Source organism: Benzoatithermus flavus, from assembly GCF_037908215.1.
Taxonomy (GTDB): domain Bacteria; phylum Pseudomonadota; class Alphaproteobacteria; order Geminicoccales; family Geminicoccaceae; genus Benzoatithermus; species Benzoatithermus flavus.
The window spans coordinates 83,763-106,484 of sequence record NZ_JBBLZC010000008.1; the positions used below are offsets into that span (position 1 = coordinate 83,763).

The window sequence follows — 22,722 nt, forward strand, 5'->3', positions numbered from 1 at the left end:
GCCGCCCGTCAGTCGTCCACCCCGCGGGCGAGCAGATCGGGTGCGGTGAACTCGGGCCGGCCGAGCAGGCGGGCGATGCGGTTGCGCTCGTCGATCAGGATCGCGAGCAGGGCGTCGGAAATTTCGGACTCGGCTGCCCGTGCGCGGATCACGGCGTCGATCGCGTCCATGATCGCGACGCGCGCGAGCAGGATCGGGTCGGGTTCGGGCGTGGTCATCGCCTCCACTCCGGGCTGACGGGCAGGCCGGCCTCAACCGCCGGCGAGCCCGAGCGGTGCCGTCTCAGCGGCGGCTCTCGAGCGCCAGGCGCAGGCCGAAAGCGATCAGGACCCCGCCCGTCACCCGATCGAGGGTCCGCACCACGGCGGCGCGGCGGAGCAGGCGGCCCAGGGGTCGGGTCGCCGCGACCAGAGCCGCGAACCAGACCATGCTCAAGAGCGCGTGGACCGCCGCCAGCAGCAGCATGAAGCTCGTGGCCGGAACCCCGGCTGGCAAGAACTGCGGCAGGAAGGTGACGTAGAACACGCCGACCTTGGGGTTGAGCAGGTTGGTGAGAAGGCCGCGCACGAACCAGCGCTGCCCACCCGTCGCAGGAGGGATACCGGTACTGCCCTCGGCCGCGAGACCATCCCGCGCCTGCCGCAGCATGGTCCAGCCGAGCCACAGGAGATAGAGGGCGCCGGCCCAACGGAGCACGGTGTAGGCGAACTCGGAGACGCTCAAGAGCGCACCCAGCCCGACCGCGACGGCCGCACCCCAGGCAAGGCAGCCTCCGCATACGCCGAGGCCCGCGAGCAGCGCCTGCCTGGGACCTTCCACGCCCGCCGTCCGCAGCACGAGCGCGGTGTCGAGCCCCGGTGTCATCGTCAGGAGCGCCGCCGCGAGGCTGAAGGCGACGAGGGCTTCGGGCATGGTCACGGGTGGTTCTCCGAGGGAGCCGGACCGACCCCGGCCGCGCCGCACTTACCATGCCGCGAGCCGTCTCGCCATGCCCTTGCGGCGGGTCTGTTCGGTCTGGCACTCCTGGTTTACCTCTATCGCGTCCGTGCGCCCGCTCGCCGCCGCGACGATGCAGGCGCCCCGCGCAACCTCGCGGCCGACGGCTTCGACCCGCATGATCCCGCTCGCGGCTCCCCTCGACGCAACGGGCGTCGTCCTGCTCGCTGCCTTTCTCCTCGTCCTCCTCTGCCCGCCTCTGGTCGCCTACGAGCCTCTCTGGGAGGTCGCGGCCAGCCTCGGCTATGCCGCCGTCGCTGCCACCGTCCTGACCTTCCGCGTCGTGCCGCGCCGGAGCCATCTCACGCCCTACCGGTTCTCGCTGCACCGGATCGCGGGCAATCTCGCTCTTGCGCTCGTTCTGGCGCACGTTCTGACGATGGTCGCGGGCGATCCCTTCATGCTCGACTATCTCGGCTGGATGATGCCGCTCCACGTGCTCGCAGGTGTCCTGGCAGCGCTCGCCTTCGTGCTCGCGGTCACGAGCCGCGAGCCGGCGCTGCCGCGGCGGCTGCGCCTGGGCGCGCGCAGCCGGACCTTTCATGCCTGGAGCGGCATCGCCGCGAGCACTCTCACGACCTGGCACGTGCTGGCTTCGAGCTCGAAGCTCCTGGACTCGTGGCGCTACGGCCTCCTCGCCCTCGTGTTCCTGGCGCTCCCGGCGCCGGCGCTCTCGGATCGCTTGGGCGGTTTTCGCGAGCGTCGGCCGGCACCCGCCGCCTCGGAGCCCTTCAGCCGAGCGGGAGCGCGGGGAATGCTGCGCATCTCGGCCCTGATCGGCGCCATTGCCGTGCTCCTCGCCACGGCACCCCACGTGGTCCGCCTTCTGCGGGGCTGAGGCCGATGCGCGCACTTTCCATCCCATTCCGTGTCGCCCTTCTCGCCTCGGCCGGCCTCGTCACGGCCGGCGTCTTGTGGCTCGGCTCGGGGCTGCGGCTCGAGCGGATCGCCGAGCGCCCGCTCCTGCCGACCCGCTTCGATCACAAGTTCCACACCGGCGTGAACTGCACGACCTGTCATCACAATTTCCGCGAGCGTGGCCTCGGCACCAAGCCCTGTCTCGCCTGCCACAAGGCCTGGGGCACCACCGAAGCGCGTCGGATCGACACCGTGTTCCACGCCTTCTGTACGGACTGCCACCGCCGCGAGCAGGCGACGGGCGCGAAGGCGGGACCGGTCAAGGCGTGCGTTGCCTGCCATGTCGCCCGCGCGCGCCCGGTTCGGTTGCAAGAAAGATAAAACGGTATTTTTTTGTTAAAAAGCCATATTTACATTCTATGTCCGTGTGAGTAAATGAACCCCAGCCATATCCGTTGATGGGGGATGGGGCGTGGATATCGTCTCCGCCGAGAGGGAAAGCCGGATCTCGCTCGACTGGGCGCGCGAGGCCTGGGACGGGCTGGAAGGTCTAGCACTGCTCCGTGCGGCTCTGACCGGGCCTTGTGCGGGCCGGATCGCTCTGGTGTCCTCGTTCGGCGCCGAAAGTGCCGTGCTGCTCGACATGGTGGCGAGCATCGACCGACGTACGCCGGTAATCTTTCTCGAGACCGGCAAGCTGTTCCCGGAGACGCTGGCTTACAAGGACGAACTCGTGCGCTGGCTCGGGCTCGAGGACGTGCGCGTGATCCGGCCCGATCCGGCCGATCTCGCCCGCTTCGACGGCAAGGGCGACCTCTGGCGCCGCGAGGCCGACATGTGCTGCCACATCCGCAAGACCGAGCCGCTCGACCGGGCGCTTCGGGGCTTCGTGGGCTGGATCACCGGCCGCAAGCGGTTCCAGGGCGGCCTGCGGGCAGCCCTGCCGGCGGTCGAGGCCGACCCGGTCACGGGCCTGCTCAAGCTCAACCCGCTGGCTTCCTGGTCCCTCGAGGACATCCGGCACTACCGCCGCCTGCGGCAGTTGCCGCTCCATCCTCTGGTGGCACGCGGCTATCCTTCGATCGGCTGCGCGCCCTGCACGCGTGCGGTCAAGGAAGGCGAGGACGTGCGCGCCGGCCGCTGGTGGCACCTCGACAAGACCGAGTGCGGCATCCACCGGAGCTGAGCCGCCGGCCGGCGGCGCTCCTTCAAAGAGAGGCCGCAAGCGCCTCCACGAAGCGGTCGATGTCCGCCTCGTCGTTGTAGAGATGCGGCGTGACCCGTAGCCGGTCGCCCCGCGCGCTGACGTGAACCTGCCGGGCGGCGAGGCGGCGCGTCAGGTCGACGGGCGCTCCCGGCGGCAGGCGCAGGCCGAGATAGTGACCGGCACGCAGATGCTCCGGCACGGCCTCGAGGCCGAGCGGGCGCACGCGTGCGGCGATGTCGCGGGTCAGGGCCGAGAGCGTCGCCGCGATCGCCTCCACACCCCAGGCCCGGATCTGCTCGAGGGCGGCGATGCTCATCGGCATCAACGCGAAATTGCTGCGCTCTCCGACGTCGAACCGTCGGGCACCGGGAGCCGACGCCTCCTCGTAGTCGACGAGGCGGGTGAAGTCCTCGGCACCTGCGCGGGTGATCCAGTTGTCCTCGAGCGGCCGCCCGTCCTGCCGGCGCGGATCGACATAGAGATAGCCCAGGCTGTAGGGGCCGAGCAGCCATTTGTAGCCGGCGACGACCAGGAAGTCGGGCCGCACCTGCCGCACGTCGAGCGGCCAGGCGCCCACGGACTGGGTCGCATCGATCACCAGGGCCGCGCCGATTGCCCGGCAGCGCTCCCCCACCCGCACGAGATTGACCAGCCGGCCGTCGGTCCAGCGGCAGTGCGGCAAGGCGGCGATGGCGGCACGCTCGTCGAGGGCGGCCAGCACCGCCGTCGTCAGGTCACCGTCCTCGCCGGCCTCGACCAGCACGAGCTCGGCCTCCCGCTCGCGGGCGAGGCGTTGCCAGCAATAGACGTTGGACGGGAACTGGTCGCGCAGCCCCACGATGCGCCGTCCCTTGCCCAGCGGCAGGTTGGCCGCGGCGATGGCGAGACCGTAGCTCGCCGCCGGAACGATGGCGATATCGTCCGGCGTGGCGCCGATCAGACCCGCGAACAGGCCGCGGGCACGCTCGCTGCCGGTGAAAAAGTCCTCGGGTGCTACCGTCCAAGGCCGCGCCTTGCGCTCCACGCCTTCGATCCCGGCTCGGGTCACCGCCCGCAGGGACGGGGTCATGTAGGCGGCGTTGAGGTAGGCGATCTCGCGCGGCAGATCGAACAGATGACGCTGGCAGGCTAGAGACATAAGGAACGGGCTCGAATCCGCGGCGACATCGGGCTCGCTGCCGAGCCGGTCGCCGTATCGAACGGGGCCGCACTGCGGCCTTGCGCAGTGCGGCCCCGTCTCGTGCCGGCGCAGGCCGGGCGGACCGGCCCGACGGACGGCGGCTCAGGCGTTGATCGCGTCCCGCAGGCCCTTGCCGGGCTTGAACTTCACGGCCTTGCTGGCGGCGATCTTGATGGTCTGGCCGGTCTGCGGGTTGCGACCTTCGCGCTCGGGGCGGTCGACCACCTCGAACGTCCCGAACCCGGCGATCGCGACCTTGCCGTTCTGCTTCAGCGCATTCTGGATGCCGTGGAGAACGGCCGCCACCGCCTTGGAAGCCTCGGTCTTCTTCATCCCGGTCTCGGTCGCTACGGCAGTGTTCAGCTCATCCAGGGTCATCAACGCACTCCCCTCGCATGTCCAATGCGAAAAGACGCCATATCATGAATGCCGACAGTTGCAAACCGTTTCGTTGCCGAGTAATCGCCTAGTCACGGTCGGCCGTATGCTTGCGGGATCGCGCATGCGAGGACTCCGTTCCGGCTACCCGCCGTCACCGACCCTAGGGAAACCGGGCTTTCATGGCGCCGGGCGCGGTCAATGCCGCCCCACGCTACGGCAGCTTCCCGCATGAAATGATTTTGCCTCTTTTTCTATCAAAGCAAATTTGTGAAACGTATTATATACGTATAAATATCTTTATTCTATGAAATAGACCGAACTTGAACGACGCAACAAAAATCTCTCGATGTTTTTCTGATGATGTTTTTATGTTATTTCAATATACTTCAATCAAACTTAAACAACTAATTCCGTATTTTCTCAAGACTTATAAGCTCGTTCCGATATCTTATAAGCAGAGGAATGATCAGCAAACGTCCCAATGGCGCCTCGTTCCCCCTGCATCCTGTCGAATTCGGTACCGGCTTCTCTCACCACATGGCAACTCGAGCAGGGAACCCGACGCTTTCGACGCTCGGTGAGCGTGGCATCGAGGACACGCATCGTTCATCCACCACGATTTCCCCGACAGGTGCGTGTTTGCAACATATTTCTCTTTAGGGTTGAAATCCTGAACCTTTCGTGCTACGAAGGAACCCTGCTCGCCGCAACCGCGTTAACGAACTACTGATATTGGCGGCGAAGCCGCTCATCTGCGGCGGTTCCTGTGCCAACGGGATCTCTCGCGGACCCGGTCACCGACGACTTGACGGAGGTTGGCTTGTCTCGTGCTCCCGCCTGTGGGGGCAGGGGATGGTTCGTGGAGATCGTGGATGACGCGTTCCCCACTCTTCCGTGCATGTCGGCCCGGCCCATCGGCGCCGATCCGTTGGTGCTCGCCAGTACCACCGGACCAGCGCTGCGCCCCTTCCGAGTCACCCGATTCCGACCATTGCCACAGCGGCGATGGCGCCTCCTTGTGGACGAGGTGTGCATGAACACGTTGGCTGCTGCCGAGCCCGTGGCGGATATTCGCACGGGCTATGTCGACGAGGTCGAGTTCGCCCCCACGCCGCGAGCGCGCGAGATCGGGCGGTACCGTTACCTGTTGCTGCTGCGCTTCGCGCTGATCAACGTCACGGGCTTCGCCCTTTTGGGTGCCATCTGGATGCAGGGCTGGATCGCTCGGATCCTGGCCGCAGACGACACCCACATCTGCAAGCTGATCTTCAGCCTGTTCCTCATCGGCTTGTTCTGGGCCGGGCAGAAGATCGTCATGCTCTCGCGCGAGCTCAACGCCCTCGAAGGCGAAGGCATCGATCAGCCCGGCTCGCGCGTGGCGGCCTACATGGATGCCATCGTCGGCCGCGACGGCCAGAGCCGCGCCAATCTCCTGGGAGCCCTTCGCATGAAGATCGGGCACCGGATCGCCGTCGTGCGTCATATGGCGAGCACGCTGGTGCTGCTCGGTCTCATCGGCACCATCGTCGGCTTCATCATCGCCCTTTCCGGCGTCAACCAGGACGCCGTCACCGATTCCGCCGCGATCGGCCCCATGGTGGCGACCCTGCTCCACGGCATGGCGATGGCGCTGTTCAAGACCCTCGTCGGCTCGGTCCTCAATGTCTGGCTGATGGTGAACTACCGCCTGCTCGAGTCGGGGGCGACCCATCTCCTCACCCACCTCGTCGAGGTCGGAGAGCGCGATGCAGCCGTTTGACGACGAAGGCGACGACAGCGACATCGTCTTTCGCGACCTGATCATGCTGACGCTGAGCGGGTTCGTGACCGTGGCGGTACTGCTCCTGCCGCATATCGGCGAATCGAAGGCGAAGAGCACGGCCACCGAGACGACCGAGCCGCCCGGCAACGTCATCATCGAGGCGCGCTGGCCCGACGACATGGACGTCGACGTCGATCTCTGGGTCCAGGCTCCCGGCGACGTCCCGGTCGGCTACTCCAACAAGGGCGGGGTCGTCTTCAACCTGCTCCGCGACGATCTCGGCAAGCGCGCCGACGCCACCAACATGAACTACGAGGTCAGCTACTCGCGCGGCATCCCGGCGGGCGAGTACACGATCAATGTGCATCTCTACCGCAACACCGCGCGAGCGGGCTCGATCCCGGTGACCGTGGTGGCGAGCGTGAAGCGATCGACACAAGAATCGGCACGTCAGATCCTGGCCTCCAAGGTCGACCTCACCCGCGAGGGCCAGGAGCAGACCGTGTTCCGCTTCCGTCTCAACGACCGCGGCGAGCTCGTGCCGGGCACGGTCACGAACCTGCAGCGGCCCATCCGCAGCTGGAAGCCGTCATGAGCGCACTCACGCCTCTGTTCGCTCTCATGGTGATCCTGGCGGCAGCGCTCGCCACGATCAGCGTCTGGGCGCCCCGGAAACTCCTCGTGAAGGTGGGCGCCGTGGCGCTCACCTGCGCCTTCATGCCGGTCGCCTACGCCGCCATGGCCGACCTTCTGAGCAAGCCCAAGCCGGCCTCGTTCGAGTGGTGGCTGGGCAAGGCGCCCGAGGCCACCGTGCTCGGCAGCTCGCTCCAGGAGGACAAGGCGATCTATCTCTGGCTGCAGGTCGACGGCGTGGAGGAGCCGCGCGCCTACGTCCTGCCCTGGAGCCGCCCTCTGGCCGAGCAGCTCCAGCAGGCGAGCCGCGAGGCCGCCCAACAGCAGTCGAGCGTGCGGATGCGGGTGCCGTTCGAGCCGACCCTGGACACGCTCGAGCCGCGCTTCTACGCCCTGCCGCAGCCGGCCATGCCGCCCAAGGACGCGCTGGACCCGCCGCCGGCCCAGTTCGTCCCACCGCCCGGCCGCGATGCCTGATCCAAGGGCCGAGCCCCCGTCCGTCAGATCCGCAAGGAGCGGATGAAGGCGAGGCGCTCGGCCGCGGCCTGCTCCCGCGCCGCACGCAGCCGGTCCAGCTCCTGGCCGAGCTTCGCGATCTCGTCCTCGCTGGCACCCAGACGGTCGAGGTAGCGCTTGGCGAGGTCGCTGCCGCGCGGCACGGCCGCGAGGTTGGCACGAAGCCGCTCCTGCTCCTTGACCCGCTCGTCGCGACGGGCCTCCTTCGCCTCGATCTCGCGGTCGATGTCGGCGATCCGGGCCGTGAGCGCCTGCAGCCGCTCCAGGGCCTGCCGCACCTCCGGCGCGAGGGTCGCACCCTGGAAGGTGAGCCGGAGCTGCTCGGGATCGGCATCGACGAGCTCGATCCGCTCGACCACCGGCCGTTCCAGGACGACGGCGAGCTCGAGCTTCGCTTCAGGTGCGAGCGAGCGGGTCACCTTGAGCGTGTCGCCCTGGATCACGGCATCGGCGGGCTCCGTGACCCGCCAGCCCTCCTCCCGCTTCTGCTCCAGGACGAAGCTGCGCGGCGTCCCCGAGAAGTGGGCGCTCACGTCGTAGCGGACCCGCCGCCGCTCGATCCGGCTCAGCTCCATGAGACCATCGGCGATGCGGACTCGGTCGAGCCGACCTTCCTCCTCCTCGCTCGACGCCACGTCGATGTTGCCGTCGCGTCCATAGGCGAGGATCGCGTCCGTTCCCGGCGCCATGGCCGGCAGCGTGACATCGCCGAGATAGGCGAGGCCACCTGCCTCGATCGGCTCGTAGAGGGTCGCGATCCCGCCCGGCAGGCTGGCCCCGGTCCGGTTCACGAGGCGCACTGCCGCCTTCGGATGCGGCCCGCCCTCGTCTGCCCGGTAGAGGGCCAGCCGCTCGACCGGCGCTTTCGCGTCCACGATCGGCGCCATCACGGTATGGCCCGTCGGCAGGCTCACCTTCTGTGGCAGCCGGAACAGGGTCTGCGCCGTCAGCTCCTGTGTGGTGCCCACCTCGAGGCCGGCAGGTGCAGATGCCGGCGCCGCTTCCGCCATCAGCTCCGGACCGCGGCCCGCCCTCTCGCGGGCCGGTCCAGACGGCAGCGCGGTGCGCGGCGCCGCCGTCTGGACCGGCGGCTTCTGCGCCTCGGGGACGACCGGGACCTCCGGGCGCGACACGAAGTAGCTCCGGAACAGCGCTTGCTTCAGCGCCACAGGGCTGCCGGCGGCGAGAGTCACCTCGACCTCCCGCCAATCCTGACCGCTCAGGTTCTCGAGGATCGCCCAGCCCTGGAGGAGCCCCGCGTCCTTCTCGCCTTCGGCACCCACGACCAGCCGGTAGCCCGCCTTCCACAGCGGCATCTCGGCGAGATAGCCCAGCTCCACGATCCGGCCGGGGGCGCCGCCGAGGCCGATCTCGAGCTCGCGCTCCTGCGCGTGCCGGTTGTCGGCGAGACGGGCCAGCACGCGATCGAGCTCCTGCGCGAGCGCTTGGTCGAGGAGCGTGATTCCCTCCACGCCGCTCTCGAGGATCACCGCGCGGATCCCATCCTGCGTCAGCAGGCTGAGCCGGTGGCGCACGGTCGTGGCCTCGCCCTCCTTCGCCTCCTCGCGCGCCACGGCGAGGATGCGACCGCGGACGTTCACCGAGCCCCGCACCTCCACCTCCGCGCCGCGCAGGCTCGCGAGCAGGGTGGGCAGATCGGCGAGGTCGTGCTCGCCGAAGGGAGCGCCGCGGAAAAGGTCGGCGAGCGGCGTCGGGCCCAGGAGGCTCACCGCCCGCACCGTGCCGCCATCGAGAATGGTGAGGCTTTTCAGGATGTCGTCGACCTGCCGCAGCGGCACCGTGAGCCGGAGCTTGCCGTCGTCGCCGACGGTGGCGCGGTAGCCGAGATAGCCGACACCGCCCGTGGAAAGCAGGACCCGCTCGAGCACAGGTGCCGCGGCCCGGACGACCTCGAGCGGCGCGAGGCCGAGCACGAGGGCAAAGGCCAGGGAGCTTTTCGCGCGCATGGGCCGACGGGTCCTCCTGTTCAGCGCCGCGGCGCATGCTACACGAGCGCCACGGCGTTGTCGCCGCCACCCCCAACCGTTGGCCGAGGCCACCTTGGAGCGTCTTCTTCTCGTCCACGAGCACGCCGATGCCTGGCTTCCCCGGCTGCGCCGGCGCTTTCCCGACCTCGAGGTCCGGACCTGCACCGAGGCCACCGTCCTTCCCCGGCTCATCGCCGCCTTCCGGCCGACCATCGCCTATTCCTGCAAGACGTCGGGAATGCCGGGGCCGACGCACCGGCCGCTACTCGACGCGCCCGATCTCGTCTGGCTCCATGTCGGCGGCTCGGGCTACGATCATCTTGCGGGCTGGGAGGAGCGCTCCTTCGTGCTCACGAACAGTCGCGGCGTGCTCGCACCCTATCTCGCCGAGACCCTGATGGGCGCTCTCCTCGCCCTCGTCTCGGGGCTGCGCCGCCACCTGCGCCAGCAGGAGGCGGGGATCTGGCGGCCCAACCCCTGGCGGCCGCTCGCCGGGCGGACCATGCTCCTGATCGGCACGGGCGCCATCGCCCGCGAGGTGGCGCGCCGTGCGCGGCCTTTCGGCGTGCGGGTGATCGGGCTCAACCGCACGGTGCGCGATCTGCCCGAGTTCGACGAGGTGCGCCCGCTGCACGCGCTGCGCGCGAGCCTCGCCGAGGCCGACATCGTGAGCCTGCATTTGCGGCTGACCGCCGAGACCCGCCATTTGATCGACCGCTCGGTCCTGAGTGCCATGCGCGAGGGCACGCTCTTCCTCAACACCGCCCGCGGCGGGCTCGTCGACGAGACGGCGCTCGTCGAGGCGCTCGAGCAAGGCCACCTCGCCGGCGCCTATCTCGACGTGTTCGAAGAAGAGCCGCTGCCGCGGGAAAGCCTGCTCTGGCGGCTCGACAACGTCATCCTCACCCCGCATGCTGCCGACCAGATCGCGGACTGGGAGGACCGGTTCGCCGATTTCTTCATGGACAATCTCGAGCGCCGGCTGGACGGCCGGCCGCTCCTCAACGTCGTCGCCGCGGAGACCGCACCGGGCCCAAGCGCATGACCAAGCTCCCCGTCGTACGGCTCGTCCGCCATGCCTATCTCGATGCCATCGGCAACGCCCGCGGCCTCTTCCAGGTAGGCGGCCTGTGGCTGCTCCTGAGCTGGGCGCTCCTGCTCCTCGCCCGGAACGGCTCGGTCTTCTTCATGGCCGCTGCCGATCTCGCGGTGACGGTGGGCGCTGCGGCGATCGCGGTCGCCTGGCACCGCCACATTCTCCTGAACGAGCCTCTGACCAAGAGAATGGCGCCGCTCGATGCCAGGGTCGCGCGCTATTTCGTACTGACCGTGCTGGTGGCGCTCCTGATGAGCACCGTACCGGCGCTCGTCTTCGTGCTCAGCGGCGGCGCCTTCCTCGCGGCGGGACCGGGCGCTGCCGCACCCGGCCTCGGGCCGCTCCTTTCGGGTCCCCTCGCGGCCCTCGTCTGCCTCTATCTGGCGCTCCGGCTGCAGCTCGTGTTCCCGGCCACGGCCATCGGCGACGAGACCACCACCTTCCGCCGCTCCTGGGAGCTCACCCGTGGACATGGCTGGCGGCTGCTGCTCGGCTTTCTCCTGATCGCCCTGCCGGTGGCAGCGGTGACGATCGGGCTCGCCATCCTCCTGAACCGGGCCGCCGAAGCCACGGGCAGCCTCGCCGTGAGCGCGCTCGCCGATCTCGCCGCGGTCGGCAACGCCTGGCTCCAGGCACCGCTGATCGCGTCCTTCCTCTCCTACGTCTACACTTGGTGCCGCGAGCAGAAAGCGCTTCCTCCGCCTTCCGGTCCCTGGGGCTGAGACCGGCGCCGGGAGCCGCCCTCAGTGCCGCTCGCGGGTGGCCGTGAAGCGGATCTTGGGAAAGTCCTCCTGCACCCGGTTCAGGTCCCAGTTGTTGCGCGCAAGGTAGACCGGGTTGCCGTCGCGGTCCGAAGCCAAGCTCGCCTTCTTCGCCTGCACGAAGCGGTCGAGCTCCTTCGCGTCGTCGGCATCGCACCAGCGCGCCGTGATGTAGGGCGCGGACTCGAAGTCGATCGGCAGGTTGTACTCGGCGTCGAGCCGGGTCTTGAGCACGTCGAGCTGGAGTTGGCCCACCACACCCACGACCCATTCCGCCCCGATCATCGGGCGGAACACCTGCGTCACCCCCTCCTCGGCGAGGTCTTCCAGGGCCGCCTTCAGGTGCTTCGCGCGCATGGGATCGCCCAGGCGCACGCGCATCAGGATCTCGGGTGCGAAGTTCGGGATGCCGGTGAAGCGGATCGGCTCGCCTTCGGAAAGCGTGTCGCCGACCCGAAGCTGGCCGTGATTCGGCACGCCGATGATGTCGCCGGGGAAGGCCTCTTCCGCGATCTCGCGCTCGCGGGCGAAGAAGAAGATCGGGCTCGAGATCGCGATGGGCTTTCCGTGCCTTACCATGTTGAGCTTCATGCCGCGCTGGAACCGGCCCGAGCACAGGCGCAGGAAGGCGACACGGTCGCGGTGCTTCGGGTCCATGTTGGCCTGGACCTTGAAGACGAAGCCCGTGACCTTGTCCTCGCCGGGCTCGACGGTGCGCTGATCCGCAGGCTGCGGCCGCGGCGAGGGCGCATAAGCGCCGAGGCCGTCGAGGAGCGCGCGGACGCCGAAGTTCTTCAAGGCGCTGCCGAAAAAGACCGGCGTCAGGTGCCCCTCGCGGTAGCTCTCGAGGTCGAAGCTGGGAAGAGCGCCTTCGACGAGAGCGAGCTGTTCGTGCAGCTCCTCGAGCTGGCTCGCCGGCACGCGCTCGCCGAGGCTGCTGCTGCGCTCGGGCACCACCTCCTCCGAGCCCTGCCCGCCGCCTTCGGTCAGGAGCACGACGTTGCGGCTCGCGAGGTCGAACACGCCGCGGAAGTTCTGCCCCATGCCGATGGGCCAGTTCATCGGCGCGACGTCGAGCGCCAGGCGGTCGTGGATCTCGTCCAGAAGCTCGATCGGGTCCTTGGCCTCACGGTCGAGCTTGTTGATGAAGGTCATGATCGGAATGTCGCGCAGCCGGCAGACCTCGAACAGCTTCAGGGTCTGCGGCTCGATGCCCTTGGCGGCATCGAGCACCATGATCGCCGAATCGACCGCGGTCAGCGTGCGGTAGGTGTCCTCGCTGAAATCCTCGTGGCCCGGCGTGTCGAGCAGGTTGAAGGTGCAGCCGCCATACTCGAAGGTCATGACCGAGGTCGTGACCGAGATGCCGCGCTGCTGCTCGATCTTCATCCAGTCCGAGCGCGCGCGCCGGCGCTCGCCCTTGGCCTTGACCTCGCCGGCGAGATGGATGGCGCCGCCGAACAGCAGGAGCTTCTCGGTGAGCGTGGTCTTGCCCGCATCGGGGTGCGAGATGATGGCGAAGGTGCGCCGGCGGGCTGCGGCGTCGGCGATCGGCGAAAGCGACATGTCGGTCTGATGGGTCTCGGCTGCGGTCGAGCCGTCCTGAGGCCGCCGGACGTGCGGCGGAGCCGGACGGAACCTCCTGGCGTGGGGTGGGGAACCGCTGCAACATGTAGGCTTTCCCTCTTCCAGAGGGAAGAACGAAGGAGGGCCGAGATGAGCAGTCTCCGCGAGGACCCGGACCTGGCCCGACGGGTGCTGGAGGAGAAACGTACCGCGATCCTGCACCTGCTCGAGCAGGGCGAGGAGGTCGCGGCAGCGACCGCCGAGGCCGGCCAGCCGCCCAAGGAGGAGGTCTCGCCCATGGACACGTTGCAGGAGCAGGCCATGGCGCACGACATCGAGCGTCGCCGCCGGCACGAGCTCGCCCGCATCGATGCCGCGCTCGAGCGGCTCGAGGCCGGAGAGTATGGCTGGTGTGTCTCCTGCGGCGAGCCGATCCCGAATGCCCGTCTCGAGCTCGACCCCGCCGTCGCCCTGTGCGTCGCCTGCGCCGGGAAAGGATGAGCCTTCTTCCGCCGCTCCCCGCATTTTCGGTTCAGGCCCACGGCCCGATGGGTTAGGAGAGTGCGCCGCCCATCGGGCGGCCACCGACCGCATCCAGCAAATGGACCAAGAGCCGGGCCATGCGTCGTCGCCACCTTCTAGCCGGAGCCATCCTGCTCATGACCACAGCCTCTGCCGGCGCCGCTACGGCGGTCGACCCCGAGAACACCCTCGTCATCGATCTCTCGACCGGCGGCCGGGTCGTGATCGAGCTCTATCCCGACGTGGCGCCCAAGCACGTCGCACGGGTGAAGGAGCTGGCGCGCGCCGGGTTCTACGACGGTATCATCTTCCATCGCGTGATCCCCGGCTTCATGGCCCAGACCGGCGATCCCACCGGCACGGGCACGGGCGGCTCGGGCCGCGGCAACCTGATGGCCGAGTTCAACAAGAAGCCGTTCGAGCGCGGCACGGTGGGGGCGGCGCGGACCATGAACCCCAACAGCGCCGACAGCCAGTTCTTCATCTGCTTCGCGCCCGCCCCGCACCTCAACGGTCAATACACGGTCTGGGGCAAGGTGATCGAGGGCATGGACGAGGTCGACAAAATCGCGCCGGGCGAGCCCCCGGCCAATCCGACCAAGATGGTGAAGGTTCGCGTCGGCTCCGACGTGAAGTAAGCTGCCGCGGACCGGGCCCGCGTTCGTGGCGCGGGTCCTTCGGGCAGGAGTGGTGCATGAGCGTGCTCGTCACCGGGGTGGCGGGGTTCCTCGGTCTCCACGTGGCCGAGGCCCTGCTGGCGCGCGGCGAGGCGGTGCTCGGGATCGACGATCTGAACGCGGCCTACGATCCGGCGCTGAAGGAAGCGCGGCTGCGGCGGCTGCTCGGCCGCGAGCGGTTCGGGTTCGTCCGCGGCGACGTGGGCGATCCGGCCTTCCTCGACGGCTGGGCGACGCAGCACGGTGGCGACGTGACCGGGGTCGTTCATCTGGCGGCAGGGCGGTCGCGCAAGCACCCGTCTCACCCACGCGAGGAGGTGCATCAGCGCATCGCCGGCCACCTCGTCCTGCTGGCGCTGTGCCGCCACCGCCTGCCGCAGCTCCGGCATCTCGTCCATGCCGAGTCCGGCCTGCCGCTCCCGGAGGACAGCGACGGGACGGCCGGAGCCCGTCGGCGCAAAGCGCTTCGTGATGCCGAGATCATCCTCGGCCGTGCCTATGCCCGGCTGTATCGCATACCACAGACCTGCATCCGCCTCGCCAGAGTCTACGGACCTTGGAGTCGCCCCGACGCGCTCTGTCAGGCGCTCGCCGACGCGATCGCGGCCGGCCGGCCACTGCTGCTGCCCGAGGGCGGACAGGTGGTGCGGCTCGCCTTCGTCGAGGACGTGGCGGCCGCGATCGTGTCGGCGCTCGACGACCCGCCCGACCCTCGGAGCGGGACGCCGTACCGGCTGCTCGACCTCGCGGCCACCGAGCCGGTCGAGATGGCGCGGCTCGTGTCGCTCCTCGAGGACGAGCTCGGGCAGGTTGTGGAAAAGCGCTGGGGGCCGGCCCCGCCCGGTGCGGCCGCGGCAGCCCTGGACGATGGTGCGGCCGCCCCCGACCGGCGCCCGGCCACCAGGATCGAAGAGGGGATCGCCCGCTTCGTCGTCTGGCACCGGAAGCACTACGGCCGCACGCTCGAGGAGGGGAGAGCCGCGCCTTTATAACAACGGCACGGCCCGGCCCTCAGGCTGCGGCAACGGTAGCCTCCGCCGTCTTGCGCCGGCGCGAGGCTACGGCGCCGAGGCCTGCGAGCGCGCTGCCAAACAGGACCGCAGCACCCGGAATGGGGGTCAGCGAGACGTTGCCGCCGATCGAAGCGTCGCCCGAGCCGAGGAAATAGCCGGCCGTGCGCACGAGATAGCTGCCGGCCTCGAGCGCGCCGAACGCGAGCAGGACGCTGTAGTCGATCGTGGTGCCGGGCAGCGTGTCGAAGTTGCCGCTCGCGATCGGCGTGCCGATCGGCTCGTTGGCGTTGCTGCGTGCGTAGAGGTCGAACGAGGTGAACTGCAGGTTGGCGCAGCCGGTCGTGCATTCGATCGCCGTGGCGCCGCCATCCGGTGCACCACCGGTCTGGAACAGGAAGTCGGCGGTGAACGAGTCACCGGCCTTGCCGTTGTAGAGATTGACGCCGAAGCTCGCCGTGCTGTTGTCGAGGATCTGGAACGGGCCGTCCGAGCCGGCGATCACCGATGCTTCCGCCGATCCGACCGCAAGCGAGAGGAGAGCGGTCAAAACTCCCGTACTGAGCCATTTCATGCCTGCATCCTTACCACCGCCACATGACCGGGCTATGAATTTACATTAAGGCAAATTCATCTAGAGCCCGAAACCGGCACGAAGCAAGGACCGATATCGATGAGCAGGACACGATTTTTTCTACCAGAAAGAGACATTTCTGCACGATGAGGCCCGTCTCAGTCGTAATGGCACCGAGGAGTAGACGTCATTGGCGCATTCCATCGAGATCCGCGGGCGTCTGATCCTGGCCCTGGTCGAAGCCGCGGTGGCGGGCCGGGACTTGCCGCAGCTCGTCGAGACCGTCTGCGCCGCCCTGGTCGAGGCCGGCGTTCCCCTCGCCCGCGCCAGCATGGGCGCTCTGCTGTTGCATCCGGTGCTGAACGCCACGCTCGTCATCTGGCGGCGCGGCCGGGGTGCCATGGTGGAGGACACGGCGCGCCCCGTCGTGCCGGGTGAGGAGCCCTGGCGGCAGAGCCCCTTCTACCGGCTCCTGACCACCGGCGAGCACGTGCTGCGCCGGCGGCTCGAGCGCGGCGAGGGAGCCGACGAGCTCGCGCTGCTGGCCGGGCTCGCCGCCGAGGGCGGCACCGACTATCTGGCGCTCCGTCTGCGCCTGGGCGAGGCCGTGACCCTGGGCGAGGCGGACGATCTGTTCTCGTCTTGGGTCAGCGACCGGCCCGGCGGCTTCGCCGACGAGCATATCGCCCTCATCCGCGAGCTCGAGCCGCTCGCCGCCTTCGTCTTCGCGAGCACCCTCAACCGGACGACGGCCAAGGCGCTGCTCGCGACCTATCTCGGTGCCGATGCCGCCGCCCGCGTCCTCGGGGGTGCGATCGAGCGCGGGCGGGCCGAGCCGATCGAGGCGGTGATCTGGTACAGCGACCTCGAGGACTTCACCCGCCTCACCGACTCGCTGCCGCGCGAGCAGCTTCTCGATCTCCTCAACGCTTATGCCGAGGCGCAGGTCGATGCGATCGAGGCGGCGGGCGGGCAGATCCTCAAGTTCATGGGCGACGGCATCCTCGCCACCTTCCAGGGAGCCGAGGCCTGCGACGCCTGTGCCGCCGCTCTTTCCGCCTGGGCGGAAGCGCGCCGCACCACCGCCGCCTTGAGCGAGGCGCGGATGCGCCGCGGCGAGCCCGTGACCCGACCTTACCTGGCGCTCCATACCGGCGAGGTGCTCTACGGCAACATCGGCGGCAAGGCTCGGCTCGATTTCACGGTGCTGGGCCCGGCCGTCAACGAGACCGCCCGCATCGCGGCCTTGTGCCGGTCGCTCGGTCAGCAGGCGGTCCTCTCCGAAGCGTTCGCCGAGAGCTGCGGCCCCTGGCGCGAGCGGCTCGTCGGCCTCGGCCGCTACGCGCTTCGGGGTGTCGCCCGCCCGCAGGTGCTGTTCACCCTCGAGCCCGAGGCTCAACTTCCGTAGGTCGGGTTGCTGATGGCGAGGCGGGCGCGCACGGTCTCGAGGAGAAGAGCGCGGATCTCGCCTTCCCGCTCGGCACCGAACCTGCCCGCGCGCAGATCCCGGCAGAAGCGGGCGCGCAGCTCGGGCAGGGATGCGTCCGCGGCAGCGTAGAGCCCGGCGAGAAGAGCCCGCTCGGCGCTTCTCGTCTTAGGGCCGAGCTCGAGCTCCCGCACCGCGATCGCCATCGCGTTCGCGACCATGGCGGCCTCGTAGCGGGCCTCGGGGCTCGTCTGCGGCATCACCGTCTCGCGGAGCACGGTGCGGGCGACCTTCAGGAGGTCGGCAGTGGCACCGAGATAGCTCATCGGCTGGTCTCCTCGATCTCGCGCACCCGGGTCAGAAGGTCGAGCTCGAGCACGGGCAGGACGTGTGCGGTGAGCGCCAGCTCCAGGGAATCCTCCTGGCCCTCGAAGTGCCGCGCCGCCTGCATCAAGGCGATCACCGCCCAGCGCACGGTCGCCATGACCTCCCAGTAGGGCACGGCCGCGCGGTCGATCTCGTGCCCGGCCTCGGCCTCGTAGCCCGCGAAGAGGGCCTCGCGCGAGCCGATCCCGCCCGCCTCGAGCTCGTAAGAGCCGAAGCGCCAGTATTTCGCGAGCATCCAGCCGAGATCCTCGAGCGGGTCCGAGAAGCCCGCGAACTCCCAGTCGAGCACGGCCGTGAGCTCGCCGTTCGAGACGAGGTAGTTGCCGGTGCGGAAGTCGGCGTGGACGAGGCAGAGATCGCGGCCTTGCGGCGCGTGCCGTTCGAGCCAGGTCAGCGCCCATTCCAGCACGGGCTCCTTTGCACCAAGCGCATCGAGATGACGGCGATATTCCTCGACCCGCCAGAGCGCGGGGGCGCGATCGGGAACGGGGATGAACGCGAGCTCGGGCACGGGCGGGCGGACGCGGTGCAGCTTCGCGAGCTCGGCACCCAGCCGGGCCGCGAGCGCTTCGCCTTTCGCGCGCACGGCCGGGTCGCGGACGAGCTTGTGGCCGCGCGCCTCGCCCTCGGCACGGCGCATGAGGTAGAACACCTTGCCGATGACGGCCTCGTCCTCGCAGAGCGCGACCGGCTCGGGCACGGCAACGCCGGCCCGGAACGCCACCTCGAGGATGCGGAACTCCTGCGCCCGATCCCAGCTGACCGCTACCCGCGACGGAGCGTCGGTGCGGAGCACCAATGCGTGGCGGCCGTCGAGCCTGCCCCCCGTGACGCGGACGTCGAGCCCCCAGTTCTCCTGGATGGCGCCGCCGCCGAGCTTCTCCATGCGCTCGATCCTGACGGCCCGCGCTCCCAACGCCCCTTCGAGCCAGCGGGTAAGGGGCGGAATCAGCTCGTCCTTTAGCGCCATGCGAAGAAATTCCGTCCTTCCTTGAGCAGCGTACGCGCGACGATCATGCGGTGCACCTCCGATGCGCCGTCGACGAGCCGCGCTTGCCGCGCGTAGCGGTACATCCACTCGAGCGGCGTGTCCTTGGAGTAGCCCTTGGCGCCCATGAGCTGGATCGCCGTGTCGACGGCGCGGTGCAGCGCGTCCGCAACCTGGATCTTCGCCATCGACACCTCGGCCTGCGCCTTCTCGCCCCGCTCGAGCCGCCAGGCCGCGCGCATGGTGAGGAGCCGGCCGATGTCGATCTGGATCGCCGCCTCGCCGAGGAGGCCCTGGACGCTCTCCTTGTCGGCGAGGATCTCGCCGAACGCGCGCCGCTCGCGGATATAGGGGTCGCAGATCTCGAGTGCTCTGCGCGCCATGCCGAGCCAGCGCATGCAGTGGGTGAGGCGCGCGATCGCGAGGCGGATCTGCGTCACCTTCATGCCCAGCCCCTCGCCCATGAGCACGTTCTCGACCGGGATCTCGAGACCGTCGAGCTCGAGCTCGCAGTGGCCGCCGTGCTCTTCGGGGCCCATGATCGGGATGCGCCGGAGGATGCGCCAGCCGGGCTGGCGCCCGTGGAACATCATGGCGGTGAGGCCGCGGCGCGGATCATCGGAGGTGCGGGCGAGGAGGATGAAGTGCTCCGCACCCTCCGCACCGGTGATGAACCATTTGCGGCCGTGGACGACGTAGCGGTCGCCTTTGTGCTCGGCGCGGGTCAGCATCATGCCGGCGGGATCGGAGCCCGAGCCCGGATGCGGCTCGGTCATGACGATGGCCGAGCGCACCTTGCCGTCGATGATCGGCTGCAGCCAGCGATCCTTCTGCTCCTCGGTCGCGACCCGCTCCAGCACCAGCATGTTGCCGTCGTCGGGGGCGGCGCAGTTGCAGGCGGCGGGTCCGAAGCGCGAGCGGCCGAGCTCCTCGTAGAGGACCGCCATGCCGACCGGACCGAAGCCCAGACCGCCGCGGCTTTCCGGCATCTGCGGGCACCACAGGCGCCGTGCCCTCGCCTCTTTCCGGACCTCCTCCAGGAGATCGAGCCGGATGTGCTCGCCCTCGCCGAAGCTCGAGGGGTCGTCCTCGAGCGGCAGCAAGCGCTCGTCGACGAAGGCGGCGGCGCGTGCCCTCGCCTCCTCGATCCCGGTCGGCAGCGAGAACTGCATGGAGCCCATCCCCCGAGCTAAAGCCCGGCCTGCAGATGCCCGCCGTCGACGACGAGCACGGTGCCGGTCATGTAGCGCGACGCATCGGAAGCGAGAAGAAGGAGCGGGCCGTCGAGGTCGGCGAGCTCGCCCAGACGCCGCTGCGGAATGCGGCGGATCATGGCCTTCCCGGCCTCGCTCGCGAAGAAGTCCCGGTTGAGGTCGGTCAGGACGTAGCCGGGTGCCAGCGCGTTGACCCGAATATCATGACGCGCCCACTCCAGCGCCATGGCGCGGGTGAGCTGGACGAGGCCGGCCTTGGAGGCGGCGTAAGCCCCGACCCCACTGCCGACGCGAAGGCCCAGGATCGAGGCGATGTTGACGATGCTGCCCTCGCGGCCGGCCGCGATCAGGCGCAAGGCCGCTTCGCGCGCGACCCGGTAGGCGCCGGTGAGGTTGACCTCGAGCACGGCGGCGAACTCGGCCGGCGGCACCTCGCGCATGGGCACGCCCCGGCCGGCGATGCCCGAATTGTTGACGAGGATGTCGACCGGCCCCAGCGCCGCCTGCGCCGCCTCGAACGCGGCCGCGACGCTCGCATCGTCGGTGACGTCCATCGCGACCGGCAGGGCGCGCCCGCCCGCGGCCGCGATCGCGCGCGCCAGCGCCTCGAGGCGGTCGACCCGGCGCGCCGCCAGCGCCACGGCAGCCCCGTTCGCCGCGAGCACCTGCGCGAAACGGCTCCCGAGCCCGCCCGAGGCTCCGGTGACCAGTGCCACCTTGCCGCGCAGATCGGCGCTGATGCTCATCGCGGTCCGCTCCTCCCTTCCGGTCGTGGCGAGGTGTGGAGGAGGCGGTCGGACGGGTCAAGCGGCAGGATCGATCGCCCGGCAAAGAACGCGCGCCGGCCGGTCGGATTCGGTCAACACCAAACGTGTCAGCGTTTGAAGCTATCAGCTTTCTCGAAATCGTTCGTGCAATTTTCCTACGCAAGGTCGTGAGGCTCCCGGATCACGGTCAACGCAGGCCTATCTGGAATATTATCCTAAAAAAAACGTTCGTGCTCAAGCCCGAGCGGCCACAGGATGAGCCTCCGTCACGAGCGCGGGTCTTCGGCGCGCCGGCTACGGCGAAAATGCAACCGAGGGTCGAGGCGTTGGCGATAGTGGCCGCGCGGCGCCTCCTCTACCTTGCCTTCAAGCGCAGCGGGTCGGGGAGGTGGCCGCAGCCGAGGATGATCACGGTACGGCACGAGGCCGGGCTGGCGCCGGATACGCCGGCCTTGGGCATTCTCCTGGCGCTCGCCTCCTTCGCCATGTTCACCCTCATGGACACCGGGGTGAAGCTGCTCGGCGGGCACTACCACGTGCTGCAGGTGACGTGGCTCAACTCGCTGTTCGCGTTGCTGGCCGTGACCGCGATCGGCCTCTGCCGTGGCGGCTGGCACCGGCTGCGGCCGCGGCAGTGGCGGCTCCATGTCCTGCGCTGGACCGTGTCTTATGCCGCGACGCTCGCGATCTTCTGGAGCTACCCGCGGCTGCCGCTGGCGGATGCCTATGCCATCCTGTTCGCCTCGCCGCTCCTCGTGACCGCCCTTTCCGTGCCGATCCTGGGCGAGCGGGTCGGCTGGCGGCGCTGGACCGCGGTGGCCGTGGGCTTCTCGGGCGTGCTCGTGATCCTGGCGCCCGGCAGCGGCATGATCGCCTGGCCGGCGCTGGTGGCGCTCGCCGGCGCCGTCGGCCACGCCTTCAACATGCTGATCATCAGGAAAATCGGGCACAATGGCAGCGCCGAGCCTCTGGAGGCGGTGGGCGTGGTCGGCAACGCGCTCACGCTTCTCGCGAGCTCCCTCCTTCTGCCCGAGGTCTGGCTCGCTCCGGGTCCGGCCGATCTGGCGCTCGCCGCCGTCGCCGGGGCGGTGGGCGGCGCCGCCTTCCTCCTGCTGGCGGCAGCGTTCCGCCTTGCGCCCGCGGCCCTCGTCGCTCCCTTCCAGTACAGCCAGATGCTCTACGGCATCCTGGTCGGCTGGCTCGTGTTCCTGGACCGGCCGAGCGTGCGCATGCTCGTGGGTGCCGCCATCGTCATCGGCAGCGGGCTCTATGTCCTGCGCCGCGAGACCGCCGTCCGCCGTGCCCTCGGAGCAGCCGCGTGAGCAGCACCACCTCCATCCTGCCGATCGGCGGGCAGCAGCGCGCGACCGTGCTGCGGCCGATCCTGCTGACGCTCTTCGCCTACGCCTCGTTCACGACCATGGACACCCTGGTCAAGCTGCTCTCGGCCCGCTTTCACCCGGTCCAGATCGCGTGCCTGGTCGCTGCGGCGGGGCTCCTGCCACCGGTACTGTCGGCGCTGCTGCGCCGCGAGCCGAAGCGGCTCGAGAGCCGGGCGCCGGGGCTGCAACTCCTGCGCGGGCTGCTCATGCTCGTGGGCGGGATCGCCGCCTTCATGGCCTATGCCCTCCTACCGCTCGCCGACGCCTACACCATCGCCTTCACCCAGCCCCTGATCGTCATCGCCTTCTCCGTGCCCCTCTTGGGCGAGCGACCGGGCTGGCGACGCTGGGCCGCTGTCGTCGCGGGCTTTCTGGGCGTGCTCGTCATGCTGCGGCCGGGGGCGGGCGTGTTCGGCGCCGGCGCCCTTGCCGCCATGGTGAACGCCATCGGCAACGGCCTGGCCCTGGTCCTGATCCGCCGTGCTGCGGCGCGCGACGCCGCCGAGGCGTTCGCGTTCTGGGGCAACGCCGTCATCGCCGCGGGCTCGGCCCTGGCCCTGCCCTGGTTCTGGACGACGCCGAGCGGGCTCGATCTCGGCCTCTTTCTTCTCGCGGGCTTGTGCAGTGGCACCTCGTTTCTCGTGCTGGCCACCGCCTACCGCCTGGCACCCGCCGCCATCGTGGCGCCGTTCCAGTACAGCCAGATGCCCTACGCCATTCTGATCGGGCTCCTCGTCTTCGGCGACCGTCCGGACCCCCTGGCGCTTCTTGGAGCCGTCATCGTCATCGCGAGCGGGCTCTACGTGCTCCTGGTATGAGCGGAGAGGAACG

General features: G+C 69.3%; 26 protein-coding genes. 14 read left to right on the top strand and 12 right to left on the bottom strand.

The window, feature by feature from the left end; all coding sequences use genetic code 11:
• Window positions 1–8 precede the first annotated feature (8 nt).
• The 3 genes from U1T56_RS09980 to U1T56_RS09990 form a co-directional block, all read right to left on the bottom strand.
• Window positions 9–218 carry a hypothetical protein gene (locus tag U1T56_RS09980; RefSeq protein ID WP_418159316.1) on the bottom strand — a complete coding sequence of 70 codons (210 nt, stop codon included), beginning with the start codon at window positions 216–218 and terminating at the stop codon, window positions 9–11.
• Between the two features lie 64 nt (window positions 219–282).
• On the bottom strand, window positions 283–918 hold the full coding sequence (locus U1T56_RS09985; RefSeq protein WP_418159317.1) for a LysE family translocator: 636 nt from the start codon (window positions 916–918) through the stop codon (window positions 283–285).
• Between the two features lie 45 nt (window positions 919–963).
• Window positions 964–1,116: a hypothetical protein gene (locus tag U1T56_RS09990; protein WP_418159318.1), complete on the bottom strand. Its 153-nt coding sequence runs from the start codon at window positions 1,114–1,116 to the stop codon at window positions 964–966.
• Here U1T56_RS09990 and U1T56_RS09995 point away from each other — a divergent pair.
• The 3 genes from U1T56_RS09995 (at window position 1,115) to U1T56_RS10005 (ending at window position 3,040) form a co-directional block, all read left to right on the top strand.
• Window positions 1,115–1,834, top strand: a complete 720-nt coding sequence (locus U1T56_RS09995; protein ID WP_418159319.1) for a hypothetical protein — start codon at window positions 1,115–1,117, stop codon at window positions 1,832–1,834. The two genes, U1T56_RS09990 and U1T56_RS09995, sit on opposite strands and share 2 nt — an antisense overlap.
• Window positions 1,835–1,839: 5 nt before the next feature.
• Window positions 1,840–2,235, top strand: coding sequence for a cytochrome c3 family protein (locus U1T56_RS10000; protein WP_418159320.1), 396 nt, complete (start codon window positions 1,840–1,842; stop codon window positions 2,233–2,235).
• A 91-nt stretch (window positions 2,236–2,326) separates the two neighbouring features.
• The gene (locus U1T56_RS10005; RefSeq protein WP_418159321.1) at window positions 2,327–3,040 is read left to right on the top strand and encodes a phosphoadenylyl-sulfate reductase; all 714 of its coding nucleotides are present in this window, start codon (window positions 2,327–2,329) and stop codon (window positions 3,038–3,040) included.
• A gap of 22 nt (window positions 3,041–3,062) precedes the next feature.
• Here the strand turns inward: U1T56_RS10005 and U1T56_RS10010 are convergent, their stop codons facing one another.
• Together U1T56_RS10010 and U1T56_RS10015 are read right to left on the bottom strand one after the other, a co-directional pair.
• On the bottom strand, window positions 3,063–4,199 hold the full coding sequence (locus tag U1T56_RS10010) for an aminotransferase class V-fold PLP-dependent enzyme (protein ID WP_418159322.1): 1,137 nt from the start codon (window positions 4,197–4,199) through the stop codon (window positions 3,063–3,065).
• Between the two features lie 144 nt (window positions 4,200–4,343).
• Window positions 4,344–4,619, bottom strand: coding sequence for an HU family DNA-binding protein (locus U1T56_RS10015; protein WP_418159323.1), 276 nt, complete (start codon window positions 4,617–4,619; stop codon window positions 4,344–4,346).
• Window positions 4,620–5,655: 1,036 nt separating this feature from the next.
• Between U1T56_RS10015 and U1T56_RS10020 the strand changes: the two genes are divergently transcribed.
• From U1T56_RS10020 to U1T56_RS10030, 3 genes are read left to right on the top strand one after another with little or no spacing between them, the layout of a single operon-like run.
• Window positions 5,656–6,381 carry a MotA/TolQ/ExbB proton channel family protein gene (locus U1T56_RS10020; protein ID WP_418159324.1) on the top strand — a complete coding sequence of 242 codons (726 nt, stop codon included), beginning with the start codon at window positions 5,656–5,658 and terminating at the stop codon, window positions 6,379–6,381.
• On the top strand, window positions 6,368–6,979 hold the full coding sequence (locus U1T56_RS10025) for a hypothetical protein (protein ID WP_418159325.1): 612 nt from the start codon (window positions 6,368–6,370) through the stop codon (window positions 6,977–6,979). Before U1T56_RS10020 ends, U1T56_RS10025 begins: the two co-directional genes overlap by 14 nt.
• Window positions 6,976–7,494 carry a hypothetical protein gene (locus tag U1T56_RS10030; RefSeq protein ID WP_418159326.1) on the top strand — a complete coding sequence of 173 codons (519 nt, stop codon included), beginning with the start codon at window positions 6,976–6,978 and terminating at the stop codon, window positions 7,492–7,494. The genes U1T56_RS10025 and U1T56_RS10030 overlap by 4 nt, the downstream gene beginning before the upstream one ends.
• A gap of 23 nt (window positions 7,495–7,517) precedes the next feature.
• On the opposite strand, the gene U1T56_RS10035 is transcribed toward U1T56_RS10030, so the two are convergent.
• A complete protein-coding gene (locus U1T56_RS10035) occupies window positions 7,518–9,500 on the bottom strand; it encodes a hypothetical protein (protein ID WP_418159327.1) in 1,983 nt (660 codons plus the stop codon).
• 94 nt (window positions 9,501–9,594) lie between these two features.
• Here U1T56_RS10035 and U1T56_RS10040 point away from each other — a divergent pair, with 94 nt between their 5' ends.
• Together U1T56_RS10040 and U1T56_RS10045 are read left to right on the top strand one after the other, a co-directional pair.
• On the top strand, window positions 9,595–10,566 hold the full coding sequence (locus tag U1T56_RS10040; RefSeq protein ID WP_418159328.1) for a D-2-hydroxyacid dehydrogenase: 972 nt from the start codon (window positions 9,595–9,597) through the stop codon (window positions 10,564–10,566).
• Window positions 10,563–11,339: a hypothetical protein gene (locus U1T56_RS10045; RefSeq protein WP_418159329.1), complete on the top strand. Its 777-nt coding sequence runs from the start codon at window positions 10,563–10,565 to the stop codon at window positions 11,337–11,339. The genes U1T56_RS10040 and U1T56_RS10045 overlap by 4 nt, the downstream gene beginning before the upstream one ends.
• A gap of 21 nt (window positions 11,340–11,360) precedes the next feature.
• On the opposite strand, the gene U1T56_RS10050 is transcribed toward U1T56_RS10045, so the two are convergent.
• Window positions 11,361–12,944, bottom strand: a complete 1,584-nt coding sequence (locus U1T56_RS10050; protein WP_418159330.1) for a peptide chain release factor 3 — start codon at window positions 12,942–12,944, stop codon at window positions 11,361–11,363.
• A gap of 150 nt (window positions 12,945–13,094) precedes the next feature.
• On the opposite strand from U1T56_RS10050, the gene U1T56_RS10055 reads away from it, so the two are divergent.
• The 3 genes from U1T56_RS10055 (at window position 13,095) to U1T56_RS10065 (ending at window position 15,135) form a co-directional block, all read left to right on the top strand.
• The gene (locus tag U1T56_RS10055) at window positions 13,095–13,445 is read left to right on the top strand and encodes a TraR/DksA family transcriptional regulator (RefSeq protein WP_418159331.1); all 351 of its coding nucleotides are present in this window, start codon (window positions 13,095–13,097) and stop codon (window positions 13,443–13,445) included.
• Between the two features lie 158 nt (window positions 13,446–13,603).
• Entirely contained in the window at window positions 13,604–14,104 is a 501-nt protein-coding gene (locus U1T56_RS10060) for a peptidylprolyl isomerase (RefSeq protein ID WP_418159332.1), read from the top strand.
• 56 nt (window positions 14,105–14,160) lie between these two features.
• Entirely contained in the window at window positions 14,161–15,135 is a 975-nt protein-coding gene (locus U1T56_RS10065) for an NAD-dependent epimerase/dehydratase family protein (RefSeq protein WP_418159333.1), read from the top strand.
• A 19-nt stretch (window positions 15,136–15,154) separates the two neighbouring features.
• Here the strand turns inward: U1T56_RS10065 and U1T56_RS10070 are convergent, their stop codons facing one another.
• On the bottom strand, window positions 15,155–15,727 hold the full coding sequence (locus U1T56_RS10070; protein WP_418159334.1) for a hypothetical protein: 573 nt from the start codon (window positions 15,725–15,727) through the stop codon (window positions 15,155–15,157).
• A gap of 190 nt (window positions 15,728–15,917) precedes the next feature.
• On the opposite strand from U1T56_RS10070, the gene U1T56_RS10075 reads away from it, so the two are divergent.
• Entirely contained in the window at window positions 15,918–17,135 is a 1,218-nt protein-coding gene (locus tag U1T56_RS10075) for an adenylate/guanylate cyclase domain-containing protein (protein WP_418159335.1), read from the top strand.
• Here the strand turns inward: U1T56_RS10075 and U1T56_RS10080 are convergent.
• The 4 genes from U1T56_RS10080 to U1T56_RS10095 are packed head-to-tail and all read right to left on the bottom strand — an operon-like array spanning window position 17,123 to window position 20,488.
• Window positions 17,123–17,479, bottom strand: a complete 357-nt coding sequence (locus tag U1T56_RS10080; RefSeq protein WP_418159336.1) for a DUF6285 domain-containing protein — start codon at window positions 17,477–17,479, stop codon at window positions 17,123–17,125. The two genes, U1T56_RS10075 and U1T56_RS10080, sit on opposite strands and share 13 nt — an antisense overlap.
• Window positions 17,476–18,510: a phosphotransferase family protein gene (locus tag U1T56_RS10085; protein ID WP_418159337.1), complete on the bottom strand. Its 1,035-nt coding sequence runs from the start codon at window positions 18,508–18,510 to the stop codon at window positions 17,476–17,478. Before U1T56_RS10085 ends, U1T56_RS10080 begins: the two co-directional genes overlap by 4 nt.
• Complete coding sequence (locus tag U1T56_RS10090; protein ID WP_418159338.1) at window positions 18,501–19,700, bottom strand: acyl-CoA dehydrogenase family protein; 1,200 nt, start codon at window positions 19,698–19,700, stop codon at window positions 18,501–18,503. Before U1T56_RS10090 ends, U1T56_RS10085 begins: the two co-directional genes overlap by 10 nt.
• 17 nt (window positions 19,701–19,717) lie before the next feature.
• Window positions 19,718–20,488: a glucose 1-dehydrogenase gene (locus U1T56_RS10095; protein ID WP_418159339.1), complete on the bottom strand. Its 771-nt coding sequence runs from the start codon at window positions 20,486–20,488 to the stop codon at window positions 19,718–19,720.
• A gap of 425 nt (window positions 20,489–20,913) precedes the next feature.
• On the opposite strand from U1T56_RS10095, the gene U1T56_RS10100 reads away from it, so the two are divergent.
• Window positions 20,914–21,831, top strand: coding sequence for a DMT family transporter (locus U1T56_RS10100; RefSeq protein WP_418159340.1), 918 nt, complete (start codon window positions 20,914–20,916; stop codon window positions 21,829–21,831).
• Complete coding sequence (locus U1T56_RS10105; protein WP_418159341.1) at window positions 21,828–22,709, top strand: DMT family transporter; 882 nt, start codon at window positions 21,828–21,830, stop codon at window positions 22,707–22,709. Before U1T56_RS10100 ends, U1T56_RS10105 begins: the two co-directional genes overlap by 4 nt.
• Window positions 22,710–22,722 lie beyond the last annotated feature (13 nt).